At 39.8% G+C, this 13,379-nt stretch carries 8 protein-coding genes and 1 pseudogene; 5 read left to right on the forward strand and 4 right to left on the reverse strand.

Translation table 11 applies throughout. From position 1 onward, the window contains the following. On the reverse strand, positions 1-473 hold a 473-nt coding region (locus BLO51_RS25055; RefSeq protein WP_143006983.1), incomplete at its 3' end, for an IS1595 family transposase. Positions 474-860: 387 nt separating this feature from the next. On the opposite strand from BLO51_RS25055, the gene BLO51_RS25060 reads away from it, so the two are divergent. After that, a complete protein-coding gene (locus tag BLO51_RS25060; RefSeq protein WP_090676186.1) occupies positions 861-1,277 on the forward strand; it encodes an NUDIX hydrolase in 417 nt (138 codons plus the stop codon). Positions 1,278-1,714: 437 nt separating this feature from the next. On the opposite strand, the gene BLO51_RS25065 is transcribed toward BLO51_RS25060, so the two are convergent. Next, positions 1,715-2,422: a DarT1-associated NADAR antitoxin family protein gene (locus BLO51_RS25065; RefSeq protein ID WP_090676188.1), complete on the reverse strand. Its 708-nt coding sequence runs from the start codon at positions 2,420-2,422 to the stop codon at positions 1,715-1,717. Position 2,423: 1 nt separating this feature from the next. Beyond that, on the reverse strand, positions 2,424-3,050 hold the full coding sequence (locus tag BLO51_RS25070) for a DarT ssDNA thymidine ADP-ribosyltransferase family protein (protein WP_090676190.1): 627 nt from the start codon (positions 3,048-3,050) through the stop codon (positions 2,424-2,426). A gap of 902 nt (positions 3,051-3,952) precedes the next feature. On the opposite strand from BLO51_RS25070, the gene BLO51_RS25075 reads away from it, so the two are divergent. From BLO51_RS25075 to BLO51_RS25085, 3 genes are all read left to right on the forward strand, one after another. After that, positions 3,953-5,305 carry a TniQ family protein gene (locus BLO51_RS25075; protein ID WP_090676192.1) on the forward strand — a complete coding sequence of 451 codons (1,353 nt, stop codon included), beginning with the start codon at positions 3,953-3,955 and terminating at the stop codon, positions 5,303-5,305. A gap of 166 nt (positions 5,306-5,471) precedes the next feature. Next, the gene (locus BLO51_RS25080; RefSeq protein WP_143006984.1) at positions 5,472-8,240 is read left to right on the forward strand and encodes a DNA-binding domain-containing protein; all 2,769 of its coding nucleotides are present in this window, start codon (positions 5,472-5,474) and stop codon (positions 8,238-8,240) included. Further along, positions 8,240-9,361 carry an ATP-binding protein gene (locus tag BLO51_RS25085; protein WP_090676196.1) on the forward strand — a complete coding sequence of 374 codons (1,122 nt, stop codon included), beginning with the start codon at positions 8,240-8,242 and terminating at the stop codon, positions 9,359-9,361. The genes BLO51_RS25080 and BLO51_RS25085 overlap by 1 nt, the downstream gene beginning before the upstream one ends. Positions 9,362-9,487: 126 nt before the next feature. On the opposite strand, the pseudogene BLO51_RS25090 reads toward BLO51_RS25085, so the two are convergent. Next, a pseudogene (locus tag BLO51_RS25090) lies at positions 9,488-11,149 on the reverse strand (IS1634 family transposase). A 117-nt stretch (positions 11,150-11,266) separates the two neighbouring features. On the opposite strand from BLO51_RS25090, the gene BLO51_RS25095 reads away from it, so the two are divergent. Next, entirely contained in the window at positions 11,267-12,661 is a 1,395-nt protein-coding gene (locus BLO51_RS25095) for a TniQ family protein (RefSeq protein ID WP_090676198.1), read from the forward strand. Positions 12,662-13,379: the final 718 nt, after the last annotated feature.

Consider the following 13,379-nt stretch of genomic DNA (forward strand, 5'->3'; position numbering starts at 1 on the left):
GTTTGATCCGTGCCGCGACCACGTTTGCCACCCTCTGTTGGCGCTCCGAAGAAAGCGTCATCCAACTCGACCAAACCAGCCAGTTGGTAGTGGGCGTCGCGATCTCCCATGGCTTTGCGAATCTTGTGAAGCAATAACCACGCGGTTGGGTAGGAGATTTCCAGTTCACGTGAAAGGAAAACAGCGGAAACACCGCGTTTATCGTGCGCCACAAGGAAAATCGCCCAAAACCAGGTCAGCAGTGGAGTGTGAGATTTATGCATAATCGTCCCGGCAGTAACAGACGCCTGATGCTTGCAGCGCGTGCATTGATACAGCTTGCGGGTTTCCAGAAAGTAGAATGCAGTATGCTCGCATTTGGGACAGCAGAAGCCGTTCGTCCAGCGGATCTGGAACAGATGCTCGCGGCATGCGTCATCCGAATGAAACTTTTCTTGAAATCTCTTCAACGTCATCAATTCTTGTTGAGCCATGCCAATCTCTCCCGAACATTTGTTTGTAATTAGTATATCAAACAAACGTTCGTATGTGAAGGTTTTTGCTGAGGCAACTTGATATTCAAATTGTTTAATTGTTTGCACAAGTATCTTTCTCTTGCAGAAGATTCGATTTTCTAAGTCCAGATTAACAACTTCCCAAGTGACTACATTTTCAATCCTTGCTTGCATAAGTGTATCGGTTATACGGCTCCTCGTTCTTTCTATTGATACCTTTCTGTCCTCGCTTGGTTGACTTAATATTCCAACTATAATAAAATGAAAACAAATCCGAAAGCATCGGTAAGAAGACCCCATGATTCCTATCATAGGGTTATTCTTTTTAGTGGCGTAATTAAATCGTTAAAACATAAGGAGCATCTCATGCAAGGATATAATGTTCTCATGATATACAATACAAGTATGGACCAGCTATTGATGTGTAAAAGATTGAAAGACCCATATAAAGGGCTGAGTAACTTAGTCGGTGGCAAAATCGAAAGTGGAGAGACAGGAATTGAATCAGCTTACAGAGAACTACTTGAGGAAACCAGCATTACAAAAGAGGATGTTAGCTTGCATCATGTAATGGACTTCAAATACTACATGCAGAACTGCTATGTTGAGGTTTACGCTGGAAGACTAAAGCATGATATCACTGTTTCAGGTGAGGAAAATGAACTATACTGGTCCGATCTAAAACAAAATTTCTTTGATATGATGCTATTTGCAGGTGAGGGGAATATCGGTCATATGATTGAACAAGTAAATATGAGCAAATCGCTTTTTCTTAAAGATTAGATACGACATCTGAGAAAAATGTTGATACAATGGAATATTTTTAATTGTTTCGCATACAATATGTTATCAATAAATCAGGTGTGCTGTTTAGTACAAGTCCCCAGTTAAAGAAATCAAAAGCGTACAGGTTTATGTACGTTCAATTAGGAATCAGGCGTGCTGCTTAGCACATGTTTATCAGTGAAAAGAATACAGGCGTACTCAGTAGTACATTTTCTTTAGGCAAAAAGGCAAGGGAATACCCCAAGCCTTTTTTTTCTGCAAGATCATGACGTTTCAATTCTAATGGTATTGTATAGCCGACTTGACATGGAGCCTCTACGGGCATGATTTCATGCGAAAGAGCGAAACCGCAAGGGTTTCGCAATGGCAAGTCAGCTTATCATGCCCGCCCCTCCATGTAAAGTCTTTTGAGCAAATTAGCTTACTCCGTAACACTAACTAAAGAGGTCCAATTGTTCTGGTGGAGCTGGCATTTCCCGACTGGATATTTCCCTATTAGTAACCAAAGTATTAATATAATTATCTGTTGATTCTAACACGTGGTTCAGGAGGTCTTTACGGTGTAAAGAGATATACAATGCGGCGGATCTGGCCTGACAGTTTATAGACTTCTCTGGATTAAACTCAATGTCAGAAAATGCGTCGTATTCAAGAATCAGTTTACTTAAATCTGTATTAAGCGAAAGTGCATTAATGTATAACCAGTCATAAAATAATGTTTTAGGCTCCAGAGGCCAGGTACGGTTAAAATATTGAAATCGGATCAGTTTACCGCTTGTTTTTAATCTGGGGTCCTTTTTGGCTTCTCTTGAAGTACGTCCAAACAAGTCAATGTATGGACCACCATGTTCAAACACTTTGCTCGATTGAAAAGCAGTTTCCACAGTAAAGGACTTATTATTTTTTGTTTCAATTGTTAGGTTAAAGGCACTTAAAGCAACGCCTAATTCGTTCTCCGATTTGCTCGATATTTCTAAAATACTTAGGGATGAATATTTATGCTTGAAGTTTTCGTGAAGTGAAGCGATTGACCGCTGTTTTTGTTTTACTGAAAAACCAGGAAACCACTCGAACTCAATATCGTCAATTTCTACGTAATTGGGAATACTCGGAACTGAAATGAAAACTGGTCTTGTTGCCATATTATTCCTCCCTTCGCCAGTGAGCATAGTCTTTCCTTGGGGCAAAGAATCCATCCAGAACTTCAACCTGAAGGTTTTCTGGAAGAAGATGGCGATATTTTGCTGAAGTCGTATTATTCTCAAATATTACTGCTCCGATGTATTGAGGTTCAATTTCCCCAAATACAAGCACCTCAGCTTGTGGGTTGGTTGGAGAAGAATCTGGTGTACCGAGAACAGATCTCGGCGGTTTACCAGGAACGTCATCAAACATTCTTCGAAGAGCATCTGGCCCCATACGATCCCTTAATGCTTGTTGAGATATGTTAGAGTTAGCGGCGTTATCTGTACAAAATGCACATTGTTTTTCATGTAGTAAGTCAGTCGATAGGGCTAATACAACCCAATCGACTGATCTATCGTTCATTCTAAATTTAAAGAATAATCTATAGTTAGGAAAGCGAATGGATGTACTTGTCGCTCCTTCGCAGAAGTCCATCCTGAATAGATCATTTCTCTTTGCTGATATATTTCTTGAGCGTTGTAACGATACTGGTAAAATACCATGATTGAAGATACTCGACAAATTATCGGCTTGTGTGAAGTGAACTAAGTAATCAATTCCAAGATCCTTTATAGCTTGTCTCATAGATGATCCCCCCAAATATCTGTATATACCTATACCTAATAGTATAGCGTATAGGCATTATCTCTACCATATTCTGGACCACCAAGAAATAGAACATTACCTTTAAATTGATACGGGGAACCGTATCATAAGTGACGGCAACGTTCACTAAAGTGAGAGTAGATCATCTATATCGAAATATATGACGAGGAGAGAAATCGAATGAGTGACGGATACCATGATTTTAAGAAATATACTGTTCAGAGCTTTGCGGACTATCTAGAGCTTTGTTCAACATCGGCTTGTCCCTCCTCGAGCGAGCAAGTCGTCTTGCCCTGCGCCGCCAGAATATATCCCCGGTACAAGCTAAATCGAAGACAATGCGTTTGTAAAGCATAGTTTAACGGTCGAGCAAGGCCCACTTCAATTTTTTCTGAAAGCGTATTACTCGCTTGCGGTAAATTCTTTCCCCAAGAGTAACTAATGGTATGACAACCAAAAGATCGCTATTAATATTTTATATTGGATATTTTATTATATAAATATCGATAATTAAATATAATTGGTGGCGGGTGGGAATAATGTATATCGCAGAAATTGCAACAATTACCCGTAATGGAATTGTATTTATGATGCAGAAATACACTTGTAGATGCGCAATAAAGGAACAGTGGTTTAGTTACCCAACATACCATGGTAAAACTATACCAATATTATATCAACCTGATGATATATCAACTATTATTATAGGTCGTACTCTGGAGGGTGATATTTGCAGACTAGTTAACATTTCAATGTATGAAGGCAAAAGATTAACTGATTATTATGAGGCGATGGGTTGCCTTAAAGTTGCACGAACTAAGCATGGAATAGATAGATCAAAATTTGGCCCGAAGGAGCCGCGGCGATAATGAGGTTTATATATGAATATAGATTATGACGGATTTTTTTTCGAACAAACTGACGTAAATGAAAGAGCGGTTAGCACCTTATATTGTCTTAAACCTGTGGGAGTAGGCACAGCTCGTGTGGAGGCTTTATCAAGTTATATTACACGAATTTCCAGAATGCACTGTGTAAAAACTGGAAGTTTACTATCGCGAATCATATATCCACTTTTTGATAAGGAATATTTAAATAATGGAGGGGGGAGACGATTTTACACTTCTTCACACTTAATAAATGGTGTTACGAATATTTCTTCTGAATTTACAGATATACTCGAGCAATTGACTAAAAGATCAGATCTTGCCGAACTTACTTTGAGGAAGTTCTCAAATGTTCTGCCTACCCGCGGGCTCCTCAAAAGTCAAAAGAGTTGGTGTCCAGTATGTTTTGAGGAGATGAGGCAACAACAGACAATAATTTATGAGCCTTTAATATGGATGCTGCAGCCAGTATCGGTCTGTACAAAACATCAAGTTAAACTACATCAGACATGTCCTGTCTGTAATAAATACAGCTTGATTCTTGAAAATAACAGTAATCCTGGATATTGCTCTAAATGTCTTTCTTGGCTCGGTATGAAGTCAGAAAGTCAACATCAAGATTTCGCTGGGAATTGGGAGGAGTTTAAAGCTGTCAGCATAGAAAAATTATTTTCATTAGATTTGAACCGGTTGAGATTGACAAGAGGCAATATTCAATGGACTCTAGGTCGCCTTGTTTACTTGTATTCTCAAGATAAAATTGCAGCTTTCGCGGAATGGGTTGAAATCCCCAAAAGTACTTTTTGGGGGTGGCATTCGGGAAAGAATTTACCTACATTCGATGATGTATTAAGGATATGTAACAAATGCGATTTGTCGCTCGTGCAATTCTACTCAGGAATATGGGGACTGAAACCTAACAAGATGGTAATTTCGGCAAAAAGAAGTAAAAAAGAAAATGTGGTCATAACACAAAAGCCAATTCCGGAATTAGGGAAGGCCTTTAAATTATTGCTGACGGACCGAACAAATATGCGATTTAATGTAACTTATGTAGCCGAAAAGCTTCAGTGTAATAAAAAGACATTATATAAATACTATGGTACATTGTGTATTTTGCAGGCAAAAAACAGTAAGTATTATCAATCAAATCGTAAGGCATTAAGGATTCTAAAGCTAAATGGTGAGATATCTAAAGCATGCGGAGAGATATATGGCTCAGGACAGTATCCATCGATTCAAAAAGTTGAGAAAAAGTTGGGTAGACCGGCTGTACTAAGGGAGAGAGCAACTCGGGAATTTTATCAGTCCTCTCTTGCAATTTTGTTGAAATCAGGAATAAATTAATTGACGGCCCATCAAACTTTTTAGTTTTTGCTTAGAAATAATGCGTAACTCCTGAAACACAAAATATAGAATTAAATTTTAGTAAAATATCTAAATATAGTAGGAAAATAAAATTATTTGGGGAATTATGGATATTATGTAATCATTGGCGAGGTGACAAGGAGTGTTGAATGAAAGTGATTTTTTGCGGCTTTGCGAACAACACCAGTTATCGGGTCAGACAATTGCAGAAATCCGAAAGATAAGAAGTTCTCCACCAGCCAGAAGGGTGGAAAGTAGTAGGGGAAATTTATCCGGTTTCTATAGTAGTAAAAAAATGGGGGTTACCATTCAATATGAAAGTCATACGTTAGAACTCCCATGCATTTATCTTTTGGAACATGACCCAAAGGTCTACGAGTACTATGATCAACCCCCATCTTTTCCAATTCGATACGTAGTGGACGGGAAAAGACGTGGACATCTCTATACGAGTGATTATTTTATAATTTCAGAAGACTTTATAGGATGGAGAGAATGCAAGACGGAGGCGAAGCTCGAAAAGCTTTCTAGTGATCATCCGGAAAGATACTGTCTCATCGATCAAGGCATATGGGATATGCCTCCAGTAAGGGAGTATGCCAGACAACTGGGATTATCATTTCAAGTTTGGACCAATAAAGAAATAGATTGGATTTTTCAAAGTAACTTAGAGTTTCTTGAAGATTATTATGCAGAGGAACAAATTGAAATCGATGCTGATGTCTTGCAACAAATGAAGGTTACCATAAAGAATAAACAAGGGATTACTCTAAAAGAATTATATGAGCAGATCGGCCGATATTCTGACATTATATATAAATCAATAGTACTTGAAGAAATCTATATCGATCTTTATCAAGAAAGAATAACAGATTGGGAGTATGTAAAGGTATTTACAGACCAAGTAATTGCGTCTGCGTATTCAATTATTTCTCGTTGCAGTCTCACGGAGAGATCCATTTCACCGGCTATGGTTAATCTAAAGGGTGGGAGCAAAATCCAATGGGATGGCCGAGCTTTGACAATTATTAATCATGGTGAAACTAAAACGACACTGGCAGATGACCAAGGCGAACCAATGCTTTTGTCAAACACAATATTATTTGAATTAATAAACAAAGGTGAGATAAGGAATCTCGTTGCTGTTAAAACAGTTGAAGACGAACTTCGAAGTGACATATTTTTATCGGCTGGACCTGCAGATTTAGAAGAGGCTACTAGGCGATGCAATATTGTTTTTCCGATAATAACAGGTGAGAAAAAGGCGAGCGATTTTGATATACCAGGTAGGACATTGCGTGATTGGATTGCCAAATATAAACGGAGCGAAGAGGTTTATGGAAACGGTTTTTTGGGGTTACTGCCAAATAGGAAAAATCAAGGCAATAGAACCTCGAGATTGAACGATGAAACTAAAAAAATGATGGAAATTTATATTGACGATTATGAATCTAGTACTAATAAAGTAATGAAGACTGTTTGGAGAGCGCTTAGAGATAAATGTAAGGAAAAGGGGATTTATTGTCCCCCATACCAAACCTTTACGGAACATGTTAATGCTAGGCCAAAATACGAACAAACAAGAAAACGCGAGGGATATAAAGCAGCAAATAAATACAAGCCATTTCATTATTTCTTAGAGATGCAAAATCCTCGACATGGAGAAAGGCCATTTCAAATTGGTCATATTGATCACACCGAGCTTGATCTTGAACTGAGATGCTCTAAAACTGGTAAAGAATTAGGGAAAACTTGGGTTACTTTTTTGATTGATGCATTCACTAGGCGAATTCTTGCTTTTTATTTAACTTACGATGCCCCGAGTATTCGTTCTTGCATGATGGTAATACGTGAATGTGTAAAAAGACATGGTAAGTTGCCAAAGACTTTGGTTGTTGATGGAGGAAAGGAGTTTAGCAGTGTTTACTTTGAGGCGTTACTTGCCATTCATGGACTGAATAAAAAAGTGCGCAAAGGACAACCACGAGCAGGGTCTGTTATTGAAAGATTGTTTGGTGTTACGAATAAAATGTTCATTCACAACTTGCTGGGAAATACACAGGTAATGAAAAATGCCCGACAAGTAACACCAGATGTAAACCCAAAGAAAAAGTCAGCATGGACCCTGCCTGAACTATCTCGAATGATGGCTCTCTGGGCATATGACGTATACGATACCAGAGAACACATTTCGCTCGGTGAAAGTCCGAGGGACGCATATCTGAATGGAATCGCTAAATCAGGAAACCGCGATTTTACTATTATTGCTTATAACGAAGAATTCAAGTTGCTTACTCTGCCTTCGACACCACACCAAACATTAAAGGTTTATGTTGGCAGAGGCGTTAAATTCAATTATATGTACTATAACGCACCTGCACTAAAGCAACCCGGGGTCGAGAATACAACGGTTCCGGTACGTTATGACCCATATAATATCGGTATTGTCTATGCATATGTTAAAAACAAATGGGTACTTTTGCGTTCGGAGCACTATCTTACTTTTATAAATAGAACAGAAAAAGAACTCCAGATTATTACTGAAGAGTTGAAGAAGCGAACGCAAAATACCGTAAAAAATGGTGATAGTATTACTGCTTCGAAGATAGCATCATTCATGACTTCGGCTGAAGGAAAACAAATTGCGCTAATGCAGCATCTACGAGATCTCGAGACAAAACAAGCGTTGCTCGTATTGGACGGGGATGAAGAACAGGAGAAATTAGTTGGAGATGAGCATGAGTCGGTTGAAGAAGAAAAAGGAAAGAATGAACTTCAGGAACTGGCTCACGGTCAATCGATTATTGATCATGTAGATAAGGTGACTAATCTCAATAAAGGAAAGGTAAGTGAAACCAAGAAGAATGGTAGGGATGAGTCACCTCATCAAGTCTTTGAGGAGTTGATTTTTTAATGGTAAAAGAAAAAAGTGGAGCCCCCCAGTTTCCAGAAGAGTTACTTTCAAGTACTAATGATGAGAAAGAAAAATTCTTCGAGAATTACCATATAGCTCATCCACATCTTTCAAAAGCCATTAGAGAAGTACTTGATGTTATAAATAATTCGGGAAAACGTTCTCTCATTATGGTTGTGGGGCCAAGCGGAGTTGGAAAGTCCACTTTATTTAAAGCCGTTGTTAGTAATGTTATCCGCAATTACGTAGCTCAAAATAAAGGACAAATACCAATCGTGGGGGTTGAGGCATTGGCCCCTGATAGCAGCAATTTTGATATTAAAGACTTTTATATTAGATCTCTTCAAGCTCTACGAGAACCTTTAATTGATTATAAGATTTATTACGAGGATGATCAGGAAATTAACATCGGGAAAAAAGATGTGAATAGGGAGTTGCGACGTTCTCTCGAAAATGCCTTAATATACCGTTCGCCAAAAGCTTTCCTTATCGATGAGGCCCAACATTTCACCAAGGTTTCATCGGGTACCAGATTGTTTAATCAAATGGATTTAGTGAAATCAATGGCTTCTTTATCTAAGGTACTCCATGTAATGATCGGAACCTATGAATTAGTCCCATTTCTGAATCAAAGTGGACAATTAAGTCGAAGGGGCATCGACGTTCATTTGCCGCGGTATAAAGTTGAAAATAAAAAAGACATGGAAGCGTTCGCGAACGCCGTGTATTCCTTTCAAAGGATTATGCCATTAGAAAAAGAACCAGATCTCATGTCAAATATTGATTTTTTATATTCAAGAACAATTGGATGTGTTGGCATATTAAAAGATTGGTTATTTCTAGCCTTCAAAGATACTTTATTATCAAAGAAGAAGCATCTGTCAATGGATTGTTTAAAAAAACATGCACACAGTATTGATCAATGCATGACAATGTTATTGGAAGCTAGGGAATATGAGGAGTACGATGTTGAAACAAATGCAAAAGTTAATGAATATCAAATGCTTTTGTACCAAGGGATAATGCCAGAAAAAAGAGATGATAAAAATAATGGGAGAGGAAAAGGAAATAATAAACCTGGCGTACGTAAACCAGAACGTGATAAGGTGGGGACAAATTAAGTTATTACTTACACTCCGCGCCTTCATCATGAGGTAGTGAGTAGAATTTTGAGAGAAAATGAGCCGACTAAACGGATATAGCGATGGCCCCAAGAGCAAAACCACCGCTGAAGTCCTCAGATTCGATTAGCCGAGATAAATGGATTCATCCAAATTGAGAATCGACAGCACATGCTTCTCCTCTTTGGTGAGCGGGCTTCCGAACTGCCTGACCCGAGTGCCGTCCGGCATGCGATTAACGGCCACTTTCCGGTACTTAAAGAGTTGAAAGATCGCCGCAGCCGTGGGTTTTCGCAAAATGCGCCCGCCTGCTCCGTGCATCGGCTTTTGCTCGGTGATGTGCTGCCGAACCCGCCACTGGAATACCAGGTAGATCGTTAAGGCTAGCAAAAACAAAGTAGCCGAGCACCTTCACGCGCTCCGGTTTCTTCAGATAGATTTCATCCGTGTGCACGGGGTCCTTCAGGAAGGAGAAGTTCATCTCGACATGGATCTGTCCCTTGTACATGCCAAGAAGCGCTGTGCCATCCATCGTTTCTCCTCGCCACTCGGGCGGCAAGGTGGTGCCAGCACAAAACGGGACGCCCGGCGGCGAGCTTCTTGAAATCGCGCCTCGTCCGGGGTGATCATGATCTGCAAAACATAAACGGTATCGATCTGCGGAACTTCCCCTTGCTTGGGGCGTCCGCGTTTTTTGCGAATGATCTCTTGCGGTACCGTCTTTACTGTAAACTGATGAAATTTTGGAGAATATCCGTTTTGAAGGGTTTCAGCGGCTTGCTCCGCATCGGCCAGACTCCAATGGAACGTCTTTTGGGCTTCTTCCTTCACTGCTTGTGTAAGCTGAGCGCGTTCGTCCTCCCGCCGCCGATTCAACGTGTTTTCTTTCTTCTTATCCAATGCACTGGATTCGACGACGATCAAGCGAAGCCGATGCCCTTCATACTCTGCCTCCGACGCCAGCCAGCGATAACTGGCGCCTTCCTTGGACGACACAAACGATACCTTCTCTGACCACGGAGCATGCTCTGCGTCTGCGGCCTCCAGCGCCGCTTTGACGATCTTCAGTTGGTTCGGCGCCCGCGTCAACAAATAAGCGCCCGCACCTTTTGCAGCGTCCAAAGTCGCCTTGGTCATTGCAGCCGAGTCGGCCACATAGACGAAGTCCTTCAGTCCCACAGCGGCGCACTGTGCATGGAGTTTTTCCAGCACACTCGGGTTCCAAGTTTTGTCCGATGTATTTCCGTCATGTACATCGCCGTAGAGGGGAATGCCATCGCTATTTCCGATCAAGCCGAATTGGATTTGTTTCGCGCCTCGTCGGTCACGGCTATAGCCTTCGACGATCTGCAACGCTTGGCTTGGTTTCGTATACGCGCCGTAGACCGACATGCTCGTCGTATCGCCGTGGAAAACGCTCATCGGGATGCGCTCTTGTTGATATACATGCAATTGGAACGACGAGTAAATGTGGTGGATATCTGCTTCATATAGCCGATCCAGGTGACGCCCAAGCGCGTCATCGTTGAACCACGAAGCTTGCAGACCGGGACGGAGCAGTTGTTCCAAGTCCTGCTCGGCAGCCCATCGTTTCACGTTAACCAAGGCATTCCGACCGCTCAGGATGTCGAGTACCAGCAACTGGACGGCTTCACCTACGGTTGTCTGGCATTGCGGGTCGACAGGGACAAACTCATCAATCTTCTTTCGCAGCCCCAATTGGTTCATGATTCCACTTAACACAGGAAGGTAACCGACTTCAAAAATATGGTCAATTTGCATATTCACCCATCCGCTCACGATGTTCTGTTCTATGATTCTAGCATACACCATAATTCGCCATTTTCGGAGTCTAGGGGTGCGGAATGTGAGTTATTATTCAGATGAAATGTGAGGAACTTTTCTATGGAAGGGAAAGATACTAATTTTTTTAGGCCATTTATAGAATACACTGTGCACACAGAGTCTGAAACTGCCCAGTATAGTCCTTTACATTTACAAAACAATATAAATTATTCGTGCACAGCGCTATACTGTTTAGAACCGAAGGGGATTGGTACCGCTTCGGTAGAAAGCCTGACCAGTTATATAATTCGATTGTCAGAAGTGCATAATGTGCCTACCAACTGGCTTTTAAATATGTTTAAGCCTTATTTGAAATCTGACGTTATGCTTGATTTAGTTTTACAGAAACGAAATTACTCTTCAACATTTTATATTAACTCATCAAACCATATTGCACAGGATGTTGTTAGTGCCTGTGAAATGTTGACGGGCAATATTAATTTGTGGCAACTTACACTTACAAATTGGTCCGGTATAAGAAAGCGAGATTTAGTTAAAGAAAAACGGGTATGGTGTCCTCTGTGCCTCCATGAGATGAAGGAGAAAAAGGAACTTTACGAGCCATTAATATGGAACATAAAACTAATAAATATTTGTTTGAAACATAAGGTGTTGCTTGAAGAAAAATGTCCTTTTTGTAGCTATAAAGGGAACGTACTTCAATCTTTATCAAAGGTTGGTTATTGTCCGAAATGTAGAAAGTTTTTAGGTGGTATAAATGGTTTAAATGCTAACACCGGTAATCTCGATTTTCTTTGGGAAAGTTGGAAGTGTAATATCGTAACGGAAATGATTATTAATAACGACCAAATGCATCATATTCTAACCCCTGAAAAGATAACTCAACTGATAAGAAACATGGTTCAACATGTTGCAGCAGGAAATCAGAGTGAGTTCTCTAGGAGACTAAATTTGCTTCGGACAATGACAGGTCAGTGGTGTAGGGGCGGCCACATACCAGAGTTAGAACGTTTGCTAAAATTTTCATATTATTATCAAGTCTCCTTAGTAACGCTATTAACAAACTTTCCTTGGGAACAAAGTCATTTTAACACGGGAGCACTTCGTTATTTTACTAGAAAAACACAAGTTATTGTAGATCCGCAACAGTTACGCGAAGTCCTACGGAAAATTATAGATCGAAATGATTATCCTCCTTTAAGTTTGGCTCAAGTAATAAAGGAAGTTCAATATACTGAGTCAGTATTATATTATAATGCTGGTGAAGAATGTAAATTAATCACAAAAAGGTATCGAGAATATCTGAGAGAACAAAAAATAATTCGTCAGGAAAAATTGTATACGGATATTAAAAGGGCGATTCTGTTACTTCTTGAACAAAATTTGCCATTAACGGAGGCGCATATAAGAAATATACTTAAATATAGAATATATTATAGAGAATTTATTAAACTACGGGATAGAATACTTGATGAATTAAACATAGCTCTTTAGACTTAGTAGTAGCGGAATGTCAACTCAAAACCATAAAAAGACATGTCTGATTTTTTTAGAAATGACTCAAAATTATGATGGGAGTAGCTAATTGTGGGGGGCTGCTCCTTATTTTCTTAGTTTTGGAGGAATAAACACTCCTAGATAACCATTTGTGTGCTATAAATATCCTTGACCTAAAAGCTTTTAGCGATTTGTTTTTATGGCAAAAATTAACCTGATTTTTGTTTCGACGGCAAAGTTATGAATGATTTATATATTGAGTTCTTGCTACATCAACAAATAAATGCTGAAATATCGGCAATAAATTGCCTGATCGAGTGGCAAAAATATGCCTGATGTCACATGAGGGCATCCCTTTTGTTTTTCTTACTACGTTGAGGTTCCTGAGGCCTTGATATTACTGGTCTATCAGGCTTCTGCTTATGGTATCAGAATATTTTTAGTGAGCCTTTTCTCCAACCAGATATTTCACTCCGCAATCATTGTCTTTTCCTACATAATCTTGTCTTGGTTAGTCAATTGAATGGTTAGATATAGCGTGCTTGTATCCCTGTTTATATTCAGTTTGGATATAAAGGTACTTCCCATGCTGTGCAAAAGCTGAGGATTGGGAGCTTCCTGATCCAATAGACTGAGAAAGGTCTGGATATCGTACTTCGTTTTAACAATATATTCTTCAGATGCATGAAAGTCAACAAAATTGACGGATAGCCTC

It is taken from the genome of Paenibacillus tianmuensis (assembly GCF_900100345.1).
GTDB lineage: Bacteria > Bacillota > Bacilli > Paenibacillales > NBRC-103111 > Paenibacillus_G > Paenibacillus_G tianmuensis.